The organism is Sulfitobacter albidus (genome assembly GCF_018200035.1).
GTDB classification, from domain to species: Bacteria; Pseudomonadota; Alphaproteobacteria; order Rhodobacterales; family Rhodobacteraceae; genus Sulfitobacter; species Sulfitobacter albidus.
Map to the genome: position 1 here is coordinate 1,060,139 of NZ_CP073581.1, position 20,946 is coordinate 1,081,084.

Below are 20,946 nucleotides of genomic sequence, written 5' to 3' on the forward strand. Positions count from 1 at the left end.
TCGGGGTGGGAACCCGAAGTTACCGATGCTGCGACCTACTCGAAGGTCCGCTAAGAAGCGACCATCGCTATTTTAGGAGATATTTCGCTCCACTTCTTATGTTAGGGCAGGCACAGTCTTCCCATGACAAAGTGGCACGAAGCAATCCTCTCAAAGCTCGATGGGTACAGCGGGTTTGATATCGACTTCAACGATGATCACATCATCGTTTCCTGCAATAACGCCGAGAGCTTTGACATATCGTTTCAAGCTTTTGGCAGCGAATTTCAGGTTAGCTTCGACGGTTGGCACGAACACTTTGAGAACGAGGAAGAAGCCCTAAACTGCTTCACGTTTGGCCTTTCACAAGAGTGTCGCCTCAAGGTGACAAAACGTGGCGCGATGGAATGCAGTTGGACTGTTCAGGCTTGGCAAGGTGACACTTGGGTCAATGACACCACAACCGGTTTGATCTTGATCCCGTTTTGGCGGCCAAAGCAAATCGAGTACAGGCATAATCTCATCATAGCGAAGGGTAGCTGATTCATAGCCGAGCAGACTTTCAGTTAGATTTCTTCAACGGCAGTAAAGTCCCGCGTTTGGATGGTCGGACATAGCAGCAGCGAAAGTGTGGTGTCGGTTCGGGCCAAATCGACCCCTGAGAATGACCGCAATGACGACATGCGCTGCGCTGCAACAAATGACATGCCGCAGACGCGAGAGGATGCTGCGTCAGCGAAGCTCGAAAACCGAATGGCGGCAAAGTCCGCATAGCTGCCATCAAACGCTTCTGGATGCTGCAAGGTTGATCAACGTCTGCTTTGGGTGCGCCGCGATGAAGTGTCGAGAGCTTAGTTGAACGGCAGCAATGGGCTGTTTTGTTTACATCCTCAATGTGAACTGCAAAGCGAAGGGACCGAAGGTCAACGGGATTCATTCAATTTATTCAAAGCGTGATTCCAGCAGCACGGCCCTAAGGCACCGAACGACGGCTTCCGATAAGCTTCCGGATATTTCCGCCGATTGCCGCAAAAGTCACAAGCGTCGTAACTCACTGATTTTTATGTGAAAATGGTGCCCCCACACGGACTCGAACCGCGGACCTACTGATTACAAATCAGTTGCTCTACCAGCTGAGCTATAGGGGCACTGCGGGGGCGTTTAATGCCTGTTGGACCATCGTGCAAGTGTGATTTTCACCAAGATTGCGGGTTTCGTCCGGGGCGGGCTTCGGAGTATACCGCTGGCAACAGCCACAGGGGCGTCCGAGATGAAACTTGTCCTGCACGCAGGGGTACATTTTACCGAAGAAGACCGACTGATGAAGTGTCTTTTGCGCAATGCAGAGGACTTCTCGAAGATCGGTGTTGCCGTGCCCGGACCCAGCAAATACCGCGGTATCCTGCGCGAGACCCTCAATGCAATGGTGCGCGCGCCCGCGGCGGATGGGGCGCGGGACGTGTTGATGGATGCAATCCTCGACGAAGGGGACGCCAGCCGGGTCATCTTGTCGGATCCGAACTTCTTTCGCACGCCAAAGACGGCGGTGCAGCAGGGAATGCTGTATCCCTCCGCGCCGGTGAGGATGATGCGGCTGGTGCAGCTTTTTGCCGTCGATGATGTCGAGATTTTCATCGGTATCCGCAATCCGGCGACGTTGCTGCCCATTCTGCACCGCAAGGCGACCAAGCCTGAGCCGGAGGACTTCTGGGCCGGGCGGGTGCCGACGGACATCCGCTGGTCGGAAGTGATCGGGCTGATGCGCTCCTCCGTACCCCAGGCGCCGATCACCGTTTGGTGCAACGAGGATACGCCGCTGATCTGGGCGCATATCATTCGGCAAATGGCCGGGCTGCCCGACGATCGCAAGATCATCGGCGGGTTTGATCTGCTCAATTCGATCATGAGCGATGAGGGCATGAAACGCTTTCGCGCCTATCTCAAGGATCATCCGGTCATGACGGAGCACCAGAAACGCCGCGCCATCGCCGCGTTTCTCGACAAATACGCGGTGGAGGAGGCGGTGGAGGAAGAGCTCGACATGCCTGGCTGGACCGACGAACTGGTCGACGAGCTGACCGAGATCTACGACGCTGATATGGAGGCCATCGCGGCCATCCCCGGCGTGCGATTGCTCATGCCATGAGCGATTTTGACAAAGCCTCCGATGGCGCGCAAATGGATTTCTCGGCCGATATGTCCTACGGGGACTACCTTGGCCTCGACGCGATCCTGACAGCACAACACCCGCTATCCGACGCCCACGATGAAATGTTGTTCATTGTGCAGCACCAGACGTCGGAGCTGTGGATGCGGTTGGCGATCCACGAGCTGGAGGCGGCGCGCACGGCGCTTCAGCGCGGCTCCCTGCGGCCCGCGTTCAAGATGCTGTCGCGTGTCACGCGCATTTTCGAGCAGCTGAATAACGCCTGGGACGTGCTGCGCACGATGACCCCCTCGGAATACACTGAATTTCGCCCCAGCCTGGGCAAATCCTCGGGCTTTCAGTCGCACCAGTACCGACTGGTCGAATACATCCTTGGCAACCGCATTGGCGCGCTGATGAAGGTGCACGCGCACCGCCCGGAGGCGCACGCGCGGCTGGCCGATGAGTTGACGCAGCCAAGCCTCTATCAGGTGGCGCTGACCGTCCTGTGCGCACGGCTGGAGGTCGAGGATCTGGCGGGCGCGCCGGGGCCGCAGGCCTGGCAGGCCGACACCCGCGTGCAGGATCTGTGGCAGCGCGTCTACGAGGACCGTGGCACCAATTGGGAGCTTTACGAGCTGGCTGAAAAGCTTGTCGATCTTGAGGATTACTTCCGCCGCTGGCGGTTCAACCACGTCACGACGGTCGAACGCATCATCGGTTTCAAACGCGGCACTGGCGGCACGGCGGGCGTGTCCTATCTGCGAAAGATGCTTGAGGTGGAGCTGTTCCCCGAGCTGTGGCACGTCAGAGGAGCGTTGTAGGTGGCTGGTATTTTGAGGAAAGAGGCGTTCGATATCCCCGAGGGGGTGATCTACCTCGACGGCAACTCGCTGGGGCCACTGCCGCGCGGCGTGGGCGCGCGCATGCAGGACATGCTCAGCGACGAATGGGGCGAAATGTTGATCCGCGGCTGGAACGGGGCGGGTTGGATGGATCAGCCCAGCCGCGTGGGCGACAGCGTGGCGCGGATCATCGGCGCGGCACCCGGGTCGGTCGTGATGGGCGATACCCTGTCGATCAAGGTGTTTCAGGCGCTGGCGGCAGGCATCAAGCTGGTGCCGGAGCGGCGGGTGATCCTGTCGGATACCGGCAATTTCCCCTCCGATCTCTACATGGCCGAGGGGCTGGTGGGGCTGCTGGGACAGGGCTACGCCTTGCGCACCGTCGCCCCCGAGGAGGTGCTGGGTGCCACTGATGACAGCGTCGCCGTGGTGATGCTCACGGAAGTGGATTACCGCACCGGGCGCAAGCACGACATGAACGCAGTCACCCGCGCCGCACAGGACGCAGGGGCCGTGATGGTCTGGGATCTGGCCCATTCGGCCGGCGCGCTGCCGGTGGATCTGGCGGGCTCGGGCTGCGAGATGGCGATTGGCTGCACCTACAAATACCTCAATGGCGGTCCGGGCGCGCCTGCGTTCATCTACGTGCGCCCCGATCTGGCGGACCGGGTCGAGCCCGCGCTGAGCGGGTGGCTCGGTCACCGCAAGCCCTTTGATTTCGATCTGGGCTACACCCCCGGGCAGGGGATCGAGCGGATGCGCGTGGGCACCCCGCCGGTATTGCAACTCACCGCTTTGGAAGTTGCCATGGCGCTTTGGGACGATGTCGATATGCAGGAGCTGCGCACAGCCTCCGTCGCGCTGCAAGAACAGTTCATCGAAGAGATCGAGCGCGACGTGCCACAGCTGACGCTTGCCTCGCCCCGCGACGCCGCGGTGCGCGGCAGTCAGGTCTCGTTCCGCTTTGCCGAAGGCTACGCCGCGATGCAGGCGGTGATTGATCGCGGGGTGATCGGAGACTTCCGGGCGCCCGACATCATGCGCTTTGGCTTCACGCCGATGTATCTCGATAGCGGCGATGTGACTGCGGCGGTCAAGATCATCGCGGAGGTGATGAACGACGATCTTTGGGATCAGGACAAGTACAAGGTCAGATCAAAAGTTACGTAATGCCAGCCGGATGCGCTGCGACCTTAAGGCTCTGCCTTAAGTTTCGCGGCGCACCATCTGTGTGATCGCAAACAGCACGGCGGCCACGCTCACAATGCTGGGTCCGGCGGGCGTGTCGATCACGAATGCGGCCGTCAACCCACCCAGAACCGATAGCGCGCCCAGCAGCGCCGCCGTGATCGCCATGCCTTCGGGCGTGCGCGCAAGCGGTCGCGCGGCGGCGGCGGGGATGATGAGCATCGCGGCGATCAGCAGTGCGCCCACCACCTTGAGCGCCACGGCCACCACGACAGCCAGCGCCACCGTCAGGATCAACTGCTCGCGCCGGGGCGACAGACCGCTCGCCTGCGCCAGATCCGGCGACAGCGTCGCCGTCAGCAGCGCCTGCCAGCGCCAGCCCAAAAGCGCGAGCACCAGCGCCGCCCCGGTCCAGATCAACGCCAGATCCTGCGCCGTCACGGCAAGGATCTCTCCAAAGAGATAGCTTTCGATGTCCACGCGCACCCCGTCGATGAGCGCCACGGCCATCAGCCCCAGCGCCAGCGCGGAATGGGCCAGAACGCCCAGCAGCGCATCCGCGCCGATGCCCCGTGACGAGAGCCGCGTCAGGATCAGCGCCATCGCGAGCGCCACCGCCAGCACGCCGCCCATGACCGGCAGATCCACGGCCAGCGCCAGCGCCACCCCAAGGATCGCCGCATGGCTGGTGGCATCGCCAAAATAGGCCATGCGCCGCCACACGACGAAACAGCCCAGCGGCGCCGCGGCCAGCGCCACGCCAAGGCCCGCAAGGGCCGCACGAATGAGGAAAGCGTCGATCATCAGGCGTGCTCGGAACAGTCGTGGGGGTGGTGGTCGTGATCGTGGTCATGCTGGTAGAGCGCCAGCGCGCCCCGCGTGCCGGAACCAAAAAGCGCGCGGTATTCCGGCGCGTCGGCCACAACCTTGGGCGTGCCCTGACAGCACAGATGCCCGTTGAGGCACAGCACCCGATCGGAGGCGGCCATGACGACGTGCAGATCGTGGCTCACCATCAGCACGGCACACCCCCGCGTGCGCCGGACCTCTTCGATCAGGCGGTAGAATTGCGCGGCCCCCGGTTGATCCAGCCCCTGCGTCGGCTCGTCGAGCATCAGCAGATCCGGCGCGCCCAACAGCGCGCGCGCCAGCAGCACCCGCTGCAATTGTCCGCCCGAGAGGCCGCGGATCTGCCGATCCGCCAGCGCCTCGGCGCCCACGTCCACCAGCGCGGCCTGCCAATCGGCGCGGGCCACACGGCTGGGCAGGTTGAGAAACCGCGCGACCGTCAGGGGCAGGGTGGCATCCACCGCAAGGCTTTGCGGCACGTAGCCCACGCGCAGCGCGGGCGCGCGGGTGACGGTGCCCGAGAATGCAGGCAGCGCGCCGATCAGGCCGCGCAAAAGCGAACTTTTTCCCGATCCGTTCGGCCCCACGATGGTCACGATCTCACCCCGGTCGATGTGCATGTCCACGTCGCGCAGCACCGGCGTGGCGCCGTAGGCGAGGGTGAGCGCGTCGGTGGTGATCAAGCGGCTCATGCGGGGGCGTCCTGACAGGCGGGGCAGAGGCCCTCGGCCTCGACCACCGTGCGCTCGATGGCAAAGCCCGCGGCGGCAGCGGCATCGCCCAACCGGCCCGCGGCGGGGGCGGTGTCGGCCTCGGCCACGGTGTTGCAGGCGCGGCAGATCAGAAACGCAGGCGCGTGATCGGCCCCGGGATGCGCACAGGCGATATAGGCGTTGAGCGCTTCGATCTTGTGGGCGAACCCCGCCTTGACCAGAAAATCCAGCGCCCGGTAGGCGACGGGCGGCTGGCTGCCCATGCCGTCGGCCTTCAGATGCGCCAGCAGATCGTAGGCGCCAAGCGCGCGGTGCTCGCGCAGCAGGATCTCGAGCGCGCGGCGGCGCACGGGGGTCAGGCGCAGGCCACGGGACGCGCAGTCGGCGTCGGCGCGCGCAAGCGTGCTGTCGATACAGGCGCTATGGTCGTGGCGGGCGAATCCGATGGGATCTGTCATGGGGCCTCCGGTATTGGTGGTGGTTGATATGTTATAACATCACTGTTAGCAAGAGAGGGAATCAATCCATGAGGTCTCCCATGCGCCGTACTCTTTTGCTGTCGCTCACTGTCGTTCCCGGATTTGCCTTTGCCGAAGTGCCGCGCGTCGTGACAGATATCCCACCCGTCGGCGCGATTGCCAAGCGGGTGATGCAGGGGGCGGGGGAGCCCACGGTGCTGGTCCCGCCCGGCGCGTCGCCCCACGACTATGCGCTGCGCCCCTCGGAGGCACGCGCGTTGGCAGCGGCGGATGTGGTCGTCTGGGTCGGCCACGGGCTGACCGGCTTTCTCGAAGACCCGATCGAGGCGCTTTCCGAAGACGCCGCCGTGCTGGAGCTGATGGACGCGCCGCTCGCCCTGCTGCCCTATCGTGAAGGGGTGTCGTTCGACGACCATGATCATGACCAAGACCACGCCGACCATGACGATCACGACAAGGAAGAGGGCCACGACGATCACGACCATGCTAAGGAAGAGGGTCATCACGATCATGACCACGCCAAGGAAGAGGGTCATGACGATCATGACCACGCCGGCGAAGAGGGCCACGACGATCACGCGGGCCACGATCACGCGGGGGCGGTCGATCCGCATCTCTGGCTCGACCCGGCCAATGCCGTTCAGGCGGCCGCCGCACTTGCAGAGCTGCTGGGCAGCCGCGACCCCGCGAACGCCGAGCTCTATGCCGCGAACGCCAGCGCCTTTGCCGGTGAGATGACCGCGCTTGAGGTGGAGGTGACCGAAATCCTCGCGCCCGCGCGCGGGCAGGATTTCATCGTGCTGCACGATGCCTTCCACTACTTCGAGGACGCCTTCGAGATCGAGGCAACGGGGTCGGTCATCGACGGCGAAGGATCCAGCCCCGGCGCACGGCGCTTGTCGGCCCTGCGCGCCACGCTGAGCGAGACGCAGATCACCTGCGCCTTTGCCGAACCACAGATGAACACATCGCTGATCGAGACGGCGGTCGAGGGGCAGGACGTGCGCATTGCCACACTCGATCCGCTGGGCGACGGCAGCGACTATGCGGGGCTGATCCGCACACTGGCCACATCCATGGCCGACTGCCTGACCGGCAAAAACTAGCCGAGATCCAGATCCGACGGATCGTAGGTGTGGCGCCCGTCCTCGGACGGGCGCGCGCGTTTCAGGGCCCAGTATTTGCGCACCTCCGCCATGCCCAGCGTCGGATTGTCGTCCAGAAAATCGCGGGTGTATTTGTTGAACTGGTTGTCCGGCGCGATGGTGCTGCGGGTCCTGGCGCCGTCGGCCCTGATGGCGTGGTACGCTTCAACCGCGTCGGCCAGCGTGCGGCCCGTGTTCTCGCGCATCCATGTCATGAAGGCGATGTTGAATTTGAACCCCGCGCCTGCGTGGTCGCGAAAGAACCGCCGCACGTTCTGGGTGTTGCGGTAGCTGTCGGTGATGACGGTCGTGGGGTCCAGCGGCGCGCTGTGCCAGTCGAAATCCGACCGCTGCGCGCGCGGTTTGGGTCGCAACACGTCGCCGGTATCCAGAAAGGTCGCCAGCCGGTCGAGCAGCACGTGCTTGTTGCCGCTTACCGGCAGTCCCCGGTCGCGCAGGGCATCGGCCAGCTCCGCACGTAGCCAGTACCAGCGGCGCAGCTCCGCTCCGGTGGTGACTTCGTGAATGTCGGGTCGGGTTTCCATGGGGTGAGGATAGCCCATCACAGCGCCCGCGCAAAGAAATTGCCCCGCCGACCGAAAAGGGCGACGGGGCAGAGCGGTTGAAAAGGCCTTTGCGGGGGAAATCAGACGGCGATCTTACCACCGCCCTGTTTGGTGATCACCACGACCGAGGGGCGCGGCGGCATGGCCGGGTCGAAGTCGGGCCAGCGGGTCGCCGGATCCTCGAAGGTGCTGTCACGCTCGAAGCCTTCAAGGTCTTTCACACCGTCAGTGCCGGGGTGCTGCACGGCGACGAACAGCGTCTCGGCGTCGTCGGTGAAGTAAGGCCCGCACATCTCACCACCCACCGGGCAGCGGAAGAACAGCTTGGACGTGCCGCGCGCCTCGCCTTCGGTTTCCACCGCGTAGAGGCCATCGGATTTGCCGGTCTTGCCCCAGTTGCCGCCCTGATCGGTCGATACCCACAGACGGCCATCGGCGTCGATGGCGGCGTTGTCGGGCGATCCGAACCAGCCGTTGTCCGAAGTCTCGGGGTTCCAGACGGCGCCCACTTCGGCCACGGACGGGTCGCCACACTGCACCAGGATCGACCATGTGCCTGTGGTGGCCGCGTGGTTGCCGCCCTCTTCCTTGATCTCGATGATGTGGCCGAACGCGCTTTCGGGGCGCGGGTTGGCCGCGTTCACCTGATCGGGTTTCCGCTTGGAGTTGTTGGTGAGCATCAGATAGACCGAGCCGTCACCGCGCGGCTGCGCGTCCTCGGGGCGGTCCATGGGCGTCGCACCCACCAGATCGGCGGCGATGCGCGTATCGATGACCACGTCGCCCTGATCGTTGAACCCGTTTTCCGCCGTCAGCGGCCCCTCACCGTGTACCAGCGGCAGCCAGGCCACGGTGCCGTCTTCATCAAAGCGCGCGACATAGAGGATGCCATCGCTCAGCAGCGTGCTGTTGGCGGCCGCGTCGTCGCTGACCGTTCCGTTGGAGACGTATTTGTACTGGTAGTCAAAGCGGTTGTCGTCGCCCGAATAGACCACCAGACGGCCATCGGTTGCGACGGTCGTCTCACAGCCCTCGTGGCGGAAGCGGCCAAGGGCGGTATGCTTGATCGGCATCGCATCCGGGTTGCGCGGATCGACTTCAACAACCCAGCCAAAGCGGTTTGGCTCATTCGGCTCTTTGTCGATGTTGAACCGGTCGTAGTATTTGCCCCAGGCGTACCAGCCACCCGGCACGCCGTAACGCTCGGCGCGTTTGGCCTCTGCGGGGTCCATGGCGCTCAGGTCGGGCTTGCCCTCGGCATCGACCTTGTCGGTCCAGAAATAGCCGTGGAAGTTCTCTTCGGCCAGCAGGTAGGTGCCCCAGGGGGTCATGCCGCCCGCGCAGTTGTTGAGCGTGCCGATGATCGCCATGCCCTCGGGATCGGCGGTGGTTTTCATACGGTCGTGACCGGCGGCGGGTCCGGAAACGGTCATTTCGGTGTTCAGGGGGTGATCCGGCGGTTGTACTGGCCGTTGCGCTCAACGCGCCACTGGCCGGTGGTCTCTTTCTCGATTTCGACGACGGTGCCACCGTGGGCGGCCATCTCGATGTCCACGAGCTCCTTGGTCATGCCCTCGAAACCGGCGCGGTCCTGGCGGCCCAGACCGGGGAACATGACCTCCTCGTTGGTGTATTCGTGGTTCACGCAAAGCAGGCCGCGCGTGCCCGCCTCGTTCAGCGCGGTAAAGCCCACGTAATCGTTGTTGTAGCCGAACTGCTGAAGCTGCGCGGCGGCGGTCTGGTTCATGACGTCAAATTCGGGCGCGTCGGCGGTGATCGGATCGCCCCAGCGCAGCAGGATTTCGGCGTCGTAGCCTTCGGCGACGTGGTGCATCGTGTCGTTGCCCCAGGCCAGTTCGGTGAAGTTGTAGCGCGAGGTGCCCTGCGCTGCCGTCTGACGTGGCGCGACCATGGCGGAGGTGCCGAACATCGCGGTGGTCGCGGTCACGGCGAGCGCGCCGCGGAACATGTCACGGCGGGAATAGCGCGCGGCGATCACTTCACCGATGGTGCGTTGCAGGTTGGGGTTTGTGGGGATGTCGTCGAAGGCCTCAAACGCTTCGGCCTTGTTGCCGTGGGCGGGGTCGTTGACGATGTCATTGCGATTCATAGCGGGCTCCTTGCTGGCTGCTGATCGCCTTTTGGGGCGATTCCACTACAGATTTATGACATGGGTTGATTTCCCGCTGTGCGGGAAATTCGGCGCCCCCGTGACGAGGGCGCCGATCCGCCTACGCGAGATCAAGGCTCTTGGTCAGAGTCACCTTGTCGTCCCCCGGCGCCCAAAAGCCGCGGATGCGCGATTGCTCGGCATAGCCACGCGCGCGGTAGAAGGCGCGGGTCGCGGCGAACTCCGGCAGGCCCGAGGTGTCGGCAATCAGCAGCCGGGCACCGAGCGCGCGCAGCCGCGTCTCAAGCGCGTGGGTCAGTGCAGTTCCCGCGCCGCTGTTCTGATGCGCCGGAAGCACGGCGATGGCGCGCATGTTCCAGGTGCCTTCCGTCATCGGCTCCGGTTCGGCAAAACAAAAGCCGACAGGCTCCGCGGCATGACAGGTCAGCCACAGGGCGTCCGAGCCGTCGATCATGGCGGGCAGGAGATCACTGGGGAATAGCGCTGTCAGGTCGAGCACGGTTTGCAATGCGGGAGTGTCCCGCACGTGAGTGTCGTTGATTTTCAATGGTTTGGTCTTTCGATTGATGTGCGCAAGGCGCATGAATGTCGGACGCGCTCAAGGGGCGATATCTGTCTGATCCAGGCCGCGCGTGGGCGCGGGGTCAGCGGAGGGTGGCAATCGTGGACATCAAAACTCCGGTGCGCCCGGTCATCCGGGGACGCCCTCAGGGTAGTTCACCGCACCCCATGACGCAAGATCAGAGCGTGCGCGTCATGAAGACGGAATTAGGATCGGGGCTGTAGCCCTCGAACGGTGGGCAGTACGCAAAACCGTGGCGCTCGTAGAGCCTGCGCGCGGCGGCGGACGCCTCGGCGCTGCCGGTCTCGAGGAAGAGCTGCGTGGTGCCGGCCTTGCGCGCCGCCGTGAGCAGATGCGCCAGCAGGGCGGTCCCGACGCCGCGCCCGCGACCGGCCGCGAGCACATGCATAGATTTTACTTCCGCCGTGGTGCCGGAAAGGGGTTTGATCCCCAACATTCCAAGCGCTGTTTCCCCGTCCCACGCCGCGTAAAGCGTCGTCTTGCCATCGGCGTAGTCGTCGACGTCGAGGTGGTGATTGCTCTCGCTGGGATAATGCGCGTCACCATGGGCGATATGCGCGGCGATCAGGGCACGGATCGCGGGGTCGGTCGGGTTGGCGGGGCCGATGGTGAACGTCATGGGCGCAGAACACGCCAAATATGCGCGCACCGCAAGCAACGTGTGGTCGGAGCAAACTTTCGGATGAAAGTTTGGGCACAAATCCTCTTTCGAGGATTTGATCAGCGCGCGAATTGATCGATGAGATCGGGGATATGCGCCTTGAACTTGAAGAAACCGGCTTTGGCGTGGGGCCAGGCGACCGTGTCGATCTCACGGCGGACCTCGCTCAGCGGCGGGACGGCATCCCCCTTGCGCAGTTTGCGCAAGAGCGCACGTGTGGATCCCACGGGGGCGTGCGGGGTGACGACGTGATCGAGCCTATGCTCGGATGCCCAATCCGCGACCGCCTGCGCATCTGACAGGATGACGGCCCCGGGTGAGGCTTCCTGTGCGAGCCGCGTGCGAAACTCCGGCACAAAGGGCGCCACGTCCCACGGGCTTTGTGCATCTGTGGTGTCGATGTAGCCCACGCTCACCGGGTCAATGCCCAGCGGGCCCAGAAACGGCGCGCCCAGATCGTCGCTGTGCAGCAGCAGGCCCACACGGTCGCCCGGCGCACCCGCGTAGGCGGCGATTTCGGGGATCGGCTGCCGCTCGGGCGGCTTCGGCGCCTGTACCGGCGGCGCCTCTGTCGCCAATCCTTGCACGCCGACAAACCGGCCGTCGGTGAATTTTGCGATGTTGTCGGGACGCGCGAGATACGTCTTGCCCTGCGTCTGGATGCCCGCCACCCAGCGCCAGCTGAGTGTGTTGACCGCCGCATCCCCGTCGAGCAGGTGGCGCAGGAAGAAATCCGCGCCCAATTGCCACGGCAGCCCCAGCGTGAAGATCCAGATCGAGGCGAACCACATCCGGGCGTGATTGTGCAGATAGCCGGTCGTGGCCAGCTCCCGCGCCCAGGCGTCAAACGGCGCGATGCCGGTATCGCCGAGGCAGGCGGCCTCCCAGCGCTGGCGCATGCCGGATTGCGTCTGCACCTCATTGTGCAGCCGCCCCAGATCGTCGAGGTAGCTGGCCCACACCGCCGGGCGCTGCTCCATCCAGCCTTTCCAGTAGGTGCGCCACCAGACCTCCATCAGGAATTTCTCGGCGTCCTCCGCGTTCATCCGCGACAGAACCGCGCGCGAGACATCCGCCTCGTCGAGCACTTTCATCCGCAGATAGGGCGACAGGGTCGAGACATGGCTATGCGCGCCGGGCCCCAGATCAAAGTTGCGCTTGCGTGCATACTCGCTGCCCGCGCGCGGAGCAAAGGCGGCGAGCCGCTCGGTGGCGGCGTCAAGCGTGGGCGGGAAACTGTGGAGTGCATCGGTCATGACCCGCAGTTAGGCCGGGGTGAGATAGGTTCAACTGTCCGCGCCCCCTTGAAGCTCCCAGACACGGCGACTAATCTGAAAGCAACCTTTCGCGGGTATTTCCCTGCGGCTGCAATGAAAAGGCGTGAGCAATGAACAATCCCATCGAAACCTACGCAAACCTCGTCCCCATGGTGGTCGAGCAGACCAGCCGGGGCGAGCGCGCCTACGATATCTTCTCGCGTCTTCTCAAAGAGCGGATCATCTTCATCAACGGGCCGATCCACTCAGGGATGAGCCACCTCGTCGTGGCGCAGCTGCTGCACCTTGAGGCAGAAAATCCCTCCAAGGAAATCAGCATGTACATCAACTCCCCCGGGGGGGAGGTGACGGCGGGCCTGTCGATCTATGACACCATGCAGTACATCCGCCCCAAGGTCAGCACGCTGGTCTGCGGCATGGCCGCCTCGATGGGGTCGGTCATCGCGATCGGCGGTGAAAAGGGGATGCGTTTTGCGCTGCCCAACGCCGAGGTGATGATCCACCAGCCATCGGGCGGCAGCCAGGGCGTGGCCGAGGATATCCTGATCTCTGCCCGCCACATCGAGCGGACGCGCGAGCGGATGTATCAGCTTTATGTCAAGCACTCCGGCCAGGATTACGAGACCGTGCAAAAGGCGCTGGACCGCGATCTGTGGATGACCCCCGAAGAAGCCAAGGAATGGGGCCACATCGACGAGATCGTCGAAAGCCGCGGCAAGAGCGAGGACGACGACAAGAAAGGCAAGTAAGTCACAGATCCATGATCCCCGGTTTTGACGATTGCAGGACCGGGGGCGGTGACTTAGGCTTGTTCCAATTCCGTTTGGCAGGCGCTGCGCGTCTGTCCCAACATTTGATTTGAAAGGGCTCCCATGGCCAATTCATCCGGCGGCGACAGCAAAAATACGCTCTACTGCTCCTTCTGCGGCAAGAGCCAGCATGAAGTGCGCAAGCTGATCGCGGGCCCCACGGTGTTCATCTGCGACGAATGTGTCGAGCTGTGCATGGATATTATCCGCGAGGAAACAAAGGCATCCGGCCTGAAAGCCACCGACGGCGTGCCGACGCCGAAGGACATCTGCGACGTGCTCGATGACTACGTGATCGGGCAGGCGATGGCCAAACGGGTGCTCTCGGTCGCGGTGCATAACCATTACAAACGCCTCAACCACGCGCAAAAGGGCGGCGACATCGAACTGGCGAAATCCAACATCCTGCTGATCGGCCCTACCGGCTGCGGCAAGACGTTGCTGGCCCAGACGCTGGCGCGGATTCTGGACGTGCCGTTTACCATGGCGGATGCCACCACGTTGACCGAAGCGGGCTACGTTGGCGAGGATGTCGAGAATATCATTCTCAAGCTGTTGCAGGCGTCCGAGTACAACGTCGAGCGCGCGCAGCGCGGCATTGTCTACATCGACGAGGTCGACAAGATCACTCGCAAATCTGAGAATCCATCGATCACCCGCGACGTGTCGGGCGAGGGGGTGCAGCAGGCGCTGTTGAAGTTGATGGAAGGCACGGTCGCCTCCGTGCCGCCGCAGGGCGGGCGCAAGCATCCGCAGCAGGAATTCCTGCAGGTGGACACGACCAACATCCTGTTCATCTGCGGCGGTGCCTTTGCGGGCCTTGACCGGATCATCAAGCAGCGGGGCAAGGGGTCTGCCATGGGCTTTGGTGCCGATGTGCGCGACGACAGCGAACAGGGCATCGGCGAGACATTCCAAGAGCTGGAGCCAGAAGATCTGCTGAAATTCGGTCTGATCCCGGAATTTGTTGGCCGTCTGCCCGTGCTCGCCACGCTCGAAGACCTTGACGAGGACGCGCTGATCACGATCCTGACGCAGCCCAAGAACGCGCTGGTCAAGCAGTACCAGCGTCTGTTCGAGCTTGAGGATACGGCGCTGACCTTTACAGAGGACGCACTCAGCGCCATCGCCAAACGTGCGATCGAACGCAAGACCGGTGCGCGGGGCCTGCGCTCGATCCTTGAGGACATCCTGCTCGACACGATGTTCGAACTGCCGGGTCTGGACAGCGTCAATGAGGTTGTCGTCAACGAGGAAGCGGTCACATCGGACGCCAAGCCGCTGATGATCCACGCCGAAGCGGAGAAAGAGCCCGCATCGGCGAGTTGATCGGACATTCGGTTGGTGAAAGCATGGAAAGGCAGACCTCGGTCTGCCTTTTTTGATTTTGACGGGAAGGGGAGTGGCACATGATCCGGCGGATTTCATCGGGAGGGGCATTTGAGGCCAAGGTCGGCTATTGCCGCGCGGTGGTGGCGGGCGATCTGGTGCATGTTGCCGGTACGGTGGGGCAGGGCGACGATGTGCTGAGCCAGTGCCGCTCCGCCCTGGAGATCATCGGGGACGCCCTGCGCGAGGCCGGCACGGATTTCTCCCGTGTGCTGCGCGTCACCTACATGCTGCCCGACCGCACGGAATTCGAGCTGTGCTGGCCGCTGCTGGCGGAGACCTTCGGCGCGCATCCTCCCGCTGCGACGATGATCGAATGTGGGCTGATCGACCCCAAATACCGCATCGAGATCGAGGTCACTGCCGCCCTTTAGATCGGCGGCAGCTTTGGGATCGGGCGTTCGTTCGGATTTCCGTTGATGTCCTTTGCATCCATCGCGCGCCAATCGTCGTAAAGCGCGCACAGATGCTCGTAGGTGCTTGGTTTGCGCCGCCGCATCTCCGCGATCAGATCGCGGCAATCGTCGACAAGGTTGCACATGATGGAACGGAGCGTCTTGCGCAGCAGATCCTTGTCAAGATCGCCCTGTTTGATGCCGACGGCCAGAAACTCATAGTAGTTGAGCAACTGCGTCACCGCCAGCGCGCTTTCGCGGCTGCGCTCCGCAGCGGCGATCTGGTCGGGGTCGGTTGCGTCTTCGGGCGCGGCCGTGCGCGCGGCATTCCACGCGTCAAAGGATACATCGGTGTATTCGGGGAAAAGATGGCGGCGTTTTTCGAGAATACCGCGAAATTCAGAGCTGAGCCGCGATTCGAGCAGGAGCGTCATCGTCTGCTGTTTGCGTTGCGCGCGCCGGGCGGCGTAGGCGTTGTAGCCAAAGGTACACAACGCCGCAGCGACCGAGACGAGGGCCACGAATGTGCCTGTCGCGGCCAGAAAGGCGGTGTAGCGGGGGTCTGGGTTCTGCGGAAAGCGCGCGTAGGCTGCACCGAATGCGTCCACCGCGATTGGTGCTAACATCGCCAGAAATATCAGGAAAACGGCGCACAAACACGCCGCAAGGAATACGGATGCGATCAAGCGCATTCCGCGTTTGTCACGTCAGCAAACGGCCACCGTTGCCAAATCCGTCGCGAACCGTCGCACGCTGTTTAGAGCTTTTCATTCTGCACGTCCTCAATGCTTGCGGATACAATTGCATCCGCCGGGCGCGGGCGCAAGCCGACTTCTAAGGTCACTCGGCACCCAGACCCTAATAGATCTTGAACCTTTACATAGCGTAAAGCCGCGCAATTTTCAAGCCGGCGTCGGCGCAGGCCTAGACCTGTGCCGCACAATACGGCATACCCCGCCTATAGCCAATCGGAGACTTCCATGGGACTTTTCAACTCGCTCGCCCGCGCCGTGACATGGTGGAACGGCCAGACGCTCAACACGCAGCTGTTCACCTGGCGCAAAGGCGAGAAAGTCGGCGAAGATGATCAGGGCAATATCTATTACCGCAACGCCGATGACAGCAAACGCTGGGTCATTTTCAACGGTGAGGCGGAGGCGACGCGCGTGTCGCCCGATTGGCATGGATGGCTGCACCGTACTTGGGACGAGCCGCCCACCGACAAGCCGCTGACGCACAAGACCTGGGAAAAGCCGCATCAGGAAAACCTGACCGGCACCATGCTGGCCTACGCGCCGGCGGGATCGATCCGCCGCGAAAATCCGGCCGATCGCGGCGATTACGAGGCGTGGACACCGGAGTGACCACCGTGCGTGCGCTGATCCTCGGTCTGGCCCTGTGCGCGGGTGCCGTGCAGGCACAGCAGACCAGTACTGCCTCCGGCGCGGTGCTGCGCGCGCTCGACAAGACGTCGGGCGAGACGGTCGATATCTCTGTGCCCGCCGGGCAGGGGGCGCGGCTGGGCCGCTTGCAGGTGGTGCTGAACGAGTGTCGCTATCCGGCGGGGAACCCTTCGGGCGATGCCTACGCGTCCCTTGAAGTGTCGCAGACCGGCCAGCAGGGCACTGTCTTTTCGGGTTGGATGATCGCCTCTGCACCTGCGCTCAACGCGATGGAGCATCCCCGCTACGATATCTGGGTCATGCGCTGCACCACCTCCTGAGGGGTGGCGGGCGGTGGTGCGGTAAAGCGCGCGTTGCGGGTTTTGGCGTGCGCCAGCTTTGCGTGATACTCGGCACGGGTGATCTCAACCCCGCCCAATGAGGCCAGATGCGGCGTCAGGAATTGCGTATCGAACAGGGTAAATCCCCCCGTCCGCAGCCGGTCTACCAGACAGGCCAGCGCGACCTTGGACGCGTTCGTTCGGCGTGAAAACATGCTCTCACCAAAGAACGCGGCCCCCAGTACCACACCGTAGACGCCGCCCACCAGCGTCTCACCCTCCCAGACCTCCAGCGAATGGGCACGGCCTTCGCGGTGCAGCGCCGTGTAGAGGTCAAAGATCTCGGCATTGATCCAGGTATCGTCGCGGTCGGCGCATCCCTGCACAACGCCCGCAAAATCGGTATTGATGCGGATCTCCCACGGACAGCGGCGCATCGCGCGCCGCAGGCTGCGTGAGAGGTGGAAGCCATCCAGCGGCAGGATGCCCCGGAGGCGCGGATCGACCCAGAACATCTCCGGGTCGTCGCGGCTTTCGGCCATGGGAAAGATGCCGACGCTGTAGCCGTGCAGCAAAAGCTCCGGCGTCACCTCACCCATGGATCACCCCTCTGCGAGGTTGGTTTCCAGCCAGTGCTCCAGCCAGTGGATGTTGTAGTCGCCGGTCTGGATGTCGCGTTCGTCCAGCAGGGCGTGAAACAGCGGCACGGTAGTGTCGATCCCGTCGACGATCAGCTCTCCCAATGCGCGGTGCAGACGGGCAAGCGCCTCCGGCCGGTCGCGGCCCTGCACGATCAGCTTGCCGATCAGGCTGTCGTAGTAGGGCGGGATCGAGTAGCCGGCGTAAAGCGCGCTGTCCATGCGCACGCCCAGCCCCCCGGCGCGTGGTACTGGGTGACGCGGCCCGGCGAGGGGCGGAAGTTCGGCAGTTTTTCCGCGTTGAGGCGCACTTCGATGGCGTGGCCGTTGATCTGTAGCGTGTCCTGTTCGAACTCCATCGGCAGGCCCGCGGCCACGCGGATCTGCTCGCGCACCAGATCGACGCCAAAGATCCCTTCGGTCACGGGGTGTTCGACCTGAAGGCGGGTGTTCATCTCGATGAAATAGAACTCCCCGTTTTCGTAGAGGAATTCGATCGTGCCCGCACCGATGTAGTTGATGTTGGCCACGGCGTCGGCGCAGATCTTGCCGATGCGCGCGCGCTCTTCTGGGGTGATCGAGGGGCCGGGGGCTTCCTCGAACACCTTTTGGTGGCGGCGTTGCAGCGAGCAATCGCGCTCCCCCAGATGCACCGCGCGGCCCTTGCCGTCGCCGAAGACCTGAATTTCGATGTGGCGGGGGGTGGTCAGATACTTCTCGATATAGACTTCGTCGTTGCCAAAGTTCGATTTCCCCTCGGCCCGCGCGGTCTGATAGGCGCGCTCCATTTCGCCTGCGTTCTGCGCGACCTTCATGCCCTTGCCGCCACCGCCGGCCGTGGCCTTGATGATGACGGGATAGCCGATGTCCTCACCGATGCGCTGCGCATCCTCAAGGCTGGCAACGCCGCCGTCCGATCCAGGCACGCAGGGCACGCCGAGCGCCTTCATCGTGTCCTTTGCGGTGATCTTGTCGCCCATCACGCGGATATGCTCGGCCGTGGGGCCGATGAAGGTGAGGCCGTGATCCTCGACCACCTGCACGAACCCTGCGTTCTCGCTCAGAAAGCCGTAGCCGGGGTGAATCGCTTCGGCGCCGGTAACCTCGCAGGCGGCGATGATCGAGGGGATCGACAGATAGCTCTGCGTCGAGGACGCAGGCCCGATGCACACGCTTTCATCGGCCATGCGCACGTGCATTGCGTCGCTGTCGGCGGTGGAATGCACAGCGACGGTGCCGATACCCATCTCACGCGCTGCACGGATCACGCGCAGGGCGATTTCGCCCCGGTTGGCGACAAGAATTTTCTTGAACATGGTGCCCCCTCCTTATTCGAGGATGACGAGCGGGGAGCCAAATTCGACGGCGGCGCCGTCGTCGACCAGAATTCGTTTGACCGTGCCGGCCTTGGGGCGGGGATGTGGTTCATCGTTTTCATCGCCTCGACGATCAGCAGCGTATCGCCTTCCTTGACCTGTGCACCGACGGACACGAACGCAGGCGATCCCGGTTCAGGCTGCAGATAGACGGTGCCGACCATGGGCGAGGTCACGGCGCCGGGATCGGACGAGGGATCGCTGGCGGCCGCGTCGGGGGCCGCCATCGGGGCAGGCGCGGGCGATGCCATCGGGGCCGGGGCCGCCTGTGCCGGGGCTGCGGCCATGATCTGCTGCGGCGGTTTGCGCGAGACGCGCACGTTCAGGCTGTCGTCTTCGGCATAGTCCCGTTTGACCTGCAATTCAGTGAGATCGTTTTCGTTCAGCAACTCGGCCAGTGCGCGGATGAAGGCGACATCGGCATCGTGGGTATTCTTTGTCATACGGGTCCTCGAACGTTGCGGGGGGCGCCTTTGGGGCGCTTGCTGCTTTGATCCGGGCTTATATGGCATGGACAGGGGCAATGAAAGGCGCGACTTTACCCTGCGTCGAGGGGAATGCGCGGAGGATCGGATGAATATCGCTGAGTGGCTGGCGCGTCGCGCGCGGGTATCGCCCGGATCGCAAGCGCTTTTTCACGGCAGGTCCTGCGTGGCGGACTATGCGGCGTTCGACGCGCGGGCGCGCGGTGTGGCCGCGGGGCTGCGCGCGCGGGGTATTGCGCCGGGCGACCGCGTGGCGATCTTCATGGGCAATGCGCCCGACTGGCTGATAGGCTTCTACGGCATTCTCTATGCCGGGGCCGCCGCGGTGCCGATCAACGCCAAACTACACGGGCGTGAGGCTGACTTCATCCTGTACGACAGCGGCGCGGTGTTGTGTTTCGTCGATGCGGTGCACGGCGACAGCCTGCGTGCAGCGGGGGTGTCCTGCGCGCTGGACGCGCCTGCGGATATCGAGGAGGACCGCCCGGAAACCGGCCCCGTGGCCCGCGCGGGGGAGGATCTGGCGTGGCTGTTCTATACCTCCGGCACCACCGGACGGCCCAAGGGGGTGCGCATCACCCACGGGATGATCGCGGCCATGGCGCTCAGCTATCTCGCGGATGTGGATCGCGTCGATGGGCGCGATGCCACGATCTATGCCGCCCCGATGAGCCACGGGGCAGGGCTCTATAATTTCATGCATGTGCAGGCGGGGGCGCGGCACGTATGCCCGCCGTCGGGCGGCTTTGATCCGGCTGAGCTGTTGGCGCTGGCCGAACACTTTGGTCGCGCGCATCTCTTTGCCGCGCCCACGATGGTCAGGCGGTTGACCGACCACGCGGTGCACCATGGCGCGCGCGGCGACGGGCTCCGCACGGTCGTCTACGCGGGCGGGCCGATGTATACCGCCGACATCCTCGCTGCCGTGGATCATTTCGGACCGAAGTTCGTGCAGATCTACGGGCAGGGTGAGTGCCCGATGGCGATCACGGCGCTGCCGCGCGCGGATGTGGCCGACCGCAGTCATCCCGACTGGCGCGCGCGTCTGGGCTCTGTCGGGCGGGCGCAATCGCTGGTGGAGGTGGCGATCGATGGCGGTGATGTGGGCGAAGTGCTGGTGCGCGGCGCGCCCGTGATGCCGGGGTACTGGAAAAACGACGCAGCCACTGCCGACACGCTGCGCGATGGTTGGCTGCGCACCGGCGATATCGGGCGGCTGGACGCAACCGGATACCTCACGCTGCTGGACCGCTCGAAGGATGTGATCATCTCGGGCGGCTCAAACATCTACCCGCGCGAGGTCGAAGAAGTGCTGCTGACCCATCCGGGTGTGCGCGAGGCGTCGGTGATCGGGCGCACCCATCCCGATTGGGGAGAGGAGGTCGTGGCCTGCGTGGTCGGCGACGCGGATGAGGCGGCCCTGCGCGCGCATTGCGCCACCCAGATCGCGCGGTTCAAGATCCCCAAGGCATTTGTCTTTTTGCCCGAGCTGCCCAAGAATAACTATGGCAAGGTGCTGAAAACCGCGCTGCGCAGTGCGAACGCCCCGCCCGATTAGACGGGCGGGGA

20 protein-coding genes, 1 tRNA gene and 3 pseudogenes are annotated in these 20,946 nt (G+C 63.7%); 11 read left to right on the plus strand and 13 right to left on the minus strand.

Annotated elements, in window-relative coordinates:
• The first annotated feature begins 123 nt into the window (after window positions 1-123).
• Entirely contained in the window at window positions 124-522 is a 399-nt protein-coding gene (locus KDD17_RS04940; RefSeq protein WP_212705547.1) for a hypothetical protein, read from the plus strand.
• A gap of 529 nt (window positions 523-1,051) precedes the next feature.
• Here the strand turns inward: KDD17_RS04940 and KDD17_RS04945 are convergent.
• Window positions 1,052-1,127, minus strand: a tRNA-Thr gene (locus KDD17_RS04945).
• A 122-nt stretch (window positions 1,128-1,249) separates the two neighbouring features.
• On the opposite strand from KDD17_RS04945, the gene KDD17_RS04950 reads away from it, so the two are divergent.
• From KDD17_RS04950 to kynU, 3 genes are read left to right on the plus strand one after another with little or no spacing between them, the layout of a single operon-like run.
• Window positions 1,250-2,125 carry a hypothetical protein gene (locus KDD17_RS04950; protein WP_212705548.1) on the plus strand — a complete coding sequence of 292 codons (876 nt, stop codon included), beginning with the start codon at window positions 1,250-1,252 and terminating at the stop codon, window positions 2,123-2,125.
• Window positions 2,122-2,949, plus strand: coding sequence for a tryptophan 2,3-dioxygenase (locus KDD17_RS04955; RefSeq protein WP_212705549.1), 828 nt, complete (start codon window positions 2,122-2,124; stop codon window positions 2,947-2,949). Before KDD17_RS04950 ends, KDD17_RS04955 begins: the two co-directional genes overlap by 4 nt.
• Window positions 2,950-4,140, plus strand: a complete 1,191-nt coding sequence (gene kynU / locus KDD17_RS04960) for a kynureninase (protein ID WP_212705550.1) — start codon at window positions 2,950-2,952, stop codon at window positions 4,138-4,140.
• 36 nt (window positions 4,141-4,176) lie between these two features.
• Here the strand turns inward: kynU and KDD17_RS04965 are convergent, their stop codons facing one another.
• The 3 genes from KDD17_RS04965 to KDD17_RS04975 are packed head-to-tail and all read right to left on the minus strand — an operon-like array spanning window position 4,177 to window position 6,178.
• Entirely contained in the window at window positions 4,177-4,962 is a 786-nt protein-coding gene (locus tag KDD17_RS04965) for a metal ABC transporter permease (RefSeq protein WP_212705551.1), read from the minus strand.
• The gene (locus KDD17_RS04970) at window positions 4,962-5,699 is read right to left on the minus strand and encodes a metal ABC transporter ATP-binding protein (RefSeq protein WP_212705552.1); all 738 of its coding nucleotides are present in this window, start codon (window positions 5,697-5,699) and stop codon (window positions 4,962-4,964) included. Before KDD17_RS04970 ends, KDD17_RS04965 begins: the two co-directional genes overlap by 1 nt.
• Window positions 5,696-6,178 carry a transcriptional repressor gene (locus KDD17_RS04975; RefSeq protein ID WP_212705553.1) on the minus strand — a complete coding sequence of 161 codons (483 nt, stop codon included), beginning with the start codon at window positions 6,176-6,178 and terminating at the stop codon, window positions 5,696-5,698. The genes KDD17_RS04970 and KDD17_RS04975 overlap by 4 nt, the downstream gene beginning before the upstream one ends.
• A gap of 80 nt (window positions 6,179-6,258) precedes the next feature.
• Between KDD17_RS04975 and KDD17_RS04980 the strand changes: the two genes are divergently transcribed.
• On the plus strand, window positions 6,259-7,305 hold the full coding sequence (locus tag KDD17_RS04980; protein ID WP_284438385.1) for a zinc ABC transporter substrate-binding protein: 1,047 nt from the start codon (window positions 6,259-6,261) through the stop codon (window positions 7,303-7,305).
• Here KDD17_RS04980 and KDD17_RS04985 read toward each other — a convergent pair.
• The 5 genes and pseudogenes from KDD17_RS04985 to KDD17_RS05005 form a co-directional block, all read right to left on the minus strand.
• Window positions 7,302-7,889, minus strand: coding sequence for a DUF6434 domain-containing protein (locus KDD17_RS04985; RefSeq protein ID WP_212705555.1), 588 nt, complete (start codon window positions 7,887-7,889; stop codon window positions 7,302-7,304). The two genes, KDD17_RS04980 and KDD17_RS04985, sit on opposite strands and share 4 nt — an antisense overlap.
• A gap of 101 nt (window positions 7,890-7,990) precedes the next feature.
• A pseudogene (locus KDD17_RS04990) lies at window positions 7,991-10,020 on the minus strand (PhoX family protein).
• Between the two features lie 121 nt (window positions 10,021-10,141).
• Window positions 10,142-10,624 carry a GNAT family N-acetyltransferase gene (locus KDD17_RS04995; RefSeq protein ID WP_254796893.1) on the minus strand — a complete coding sequence of 161 codons (483 nt, stop codon included), beginning with the start codon at window positions 10,622-10,624 and terminating at the stop codon, window positions 10,142-10,144.
• 157 nt (window positions 10,625-10,781) lie between these two features.
• The gene (locus tag KDD17_RS05000) at window positions 10,782-11,243 is read right to left on the minus strand and encodes a GNAT family N-acetyltransferase (RefSeq protein WP_212705556.1); all 462 of its coding nucleotides are present in this window, start codon (window positions 11,241-11,243) and stop codon (window positions 10,782-10,784) included.
• 101 nt (window positions 11,244-11,344) lie between these two features.
• Window positions 11,345-12,541: an FAD-binding domain-containing protein gene (locus KDD17_RS05005; protein WP_212705557.1), complete on the minus strand. Its 1,197-nt coding sequence runs from the start codon at window positions 12,539-12,541 to the stop codon at window positions 11,345-11,347.
• 131 nt (window positions 12,542-12,672) lie between these two features.
• Between KDD17_RS05005 and KDD17_RS05010 the strand changes: the two genes are divergently transcribed.
• The 3 genes from KDD17_RS05010 to KDD17_RS05020 all read left to right on the plus strand — a co-directional run bounded on the left by KDD17_RS05010 (window position 12,673) and on the right by KDD17_RS05020 (window position 15,134).
• Window positions 12,673-13,311 carry an ATP-dependent Clp protease proteolytic subunit gene (locus KDD17_RS05010; RefSeq protein ID WP_212705558.1) on the plus strand — a complete coding sequence of 213 codons (639 nt, stop codon included), beginning with the start codon at window positions 12,673-12,675 and terminating at the stop codon, window positions 13,309-13,311.
• 123 nt (window positions 13,312-13,434) lie between these two features.
• On the plus strand, window positions 13,435-14,700 hold the full coding sequence (gene clpX, locus KDD17_RS05015) for an ATP-dependent Clp protease ATP-binding subunit ClpX (protein WP_212705559.1): 1,266 nt from the start codon (window positions 13,435-13,437) through the stop codon (window positions 14,698-14,700).
• A gap of 80 nt (window positions 14,701-14,780) precedes the next feature.
• Window positions 14,781-15,134, plus strand: a complete 354-nt coding sequence (locus KDD17_RS05020) for a RidA family protein (RefSeq protein ID WP_212705560.1) — start codon at window positions 14,781-14,783, stop codon at window positions 15,132-15,134.
• On the opposite strand, the gene KDD17_RS05025 is transcribed toward KDD17_RS05020, so the two are convergent.
• Entirely contained in the window at window positions 15,131-15,781 is a 651-nt protein-coding gene (locus KDD17_RS05025) for a DUF4760 domain-containing protein (RefSeq protein ID WP_212705561.1), read from the minus strand. The genes KDD17_RS05020 and KDD17_RS05025 overlap by 4 nt on opposite strands.
• A gap of 354 nt (window positions 15,782-16,135) precedes the next feature.
• Between KDD17_RS05025 and KDD17_RS05030 the strand changes: the two genes are divergently transcribed.
• Together KDD17_RS05030 and KDD17_RS05035 are read left to right on the plus strand one after the other, a co-directional pair.
• A complete protein-coding gene (locus KDD17_RS05030; protein ID WP_212705562.1) occupies window positions 16,136-16,519 on the plus strand; it encodes an NADH:ubiquinone oxidoreductase subunit NDUFA12 in 384 nt (127 codons plus the stop codon).
• Between the two features lie 5 nt (window positions 16,520-16,524).
• Window positions 16,525-16,878, plus strand: coding sequence for a DUF2155 domain-containing protein (locus KDD17_RS05035; protein WP_212706154.1), 354 nt, complete (start codon window positions 16,525-16,527; stop codon window positions 16,876-16,878).
• On the opposite strand, the gene aat is transcribed toward KDD17_RS05035, so the two are convergent.
• The 3 genes and pseudogenes from aat to accB form a co-directional block, all read right to left on the minus strand.
• Window positions 16,842-17,477, minus strand: a complete 636-nt coding sequence (gene aat, locus KDD17_RS05040) for a leucyl/phenylalanyl-tRNA--protein transferase (RefSeq protein ID WP_212705563.1) — start codon at window positions 17,475-17,477, stop codon at window positions 16,842-16,844. The two genes, KDD17_RS05035 and aat, sit on opposite strands and share 37 nt — an antisense overlap.
• Window positions 17,478-17,480: 3 nt before the next feature.
• A pseudogene (gene accC / locus KDD17_RS05045) lies at window positions 17,481-18,832 on the minus strand (acetyl-CoA carboxylase biotin carboxylase subunit).
• Window positions 18,833-18,844: 12 nt separating this feature from the next.
• A pseudogene (gene accB / locus KDD17_RS05050) lies at window positions 18,845-19,335 on the minus strand (acetyl-CoA carboxylase biotin carboxyl carrier protein).
• A 130-nt stretch (window positions 19,336-19,465) separates the two neighbouring features.
• Between accB and KDD17_RS05055 the strand changes: the two are divergent.
• The gene (locus tag KDD17_RS05055) at window positions 19,466-20,935 is read left to right on the plus strand and encodes a class I adenylate-forming enzyme family protein (RefSeq protein WP_212705564.1); all 1,470 of its coding nucleotides are present in this window, start codon (window positions 19,466-19,468) and stop codon (window positions 20,933-20,935) included.
• Window positions 20,936-20,946 lie beyond the last annotated feature (11 nt).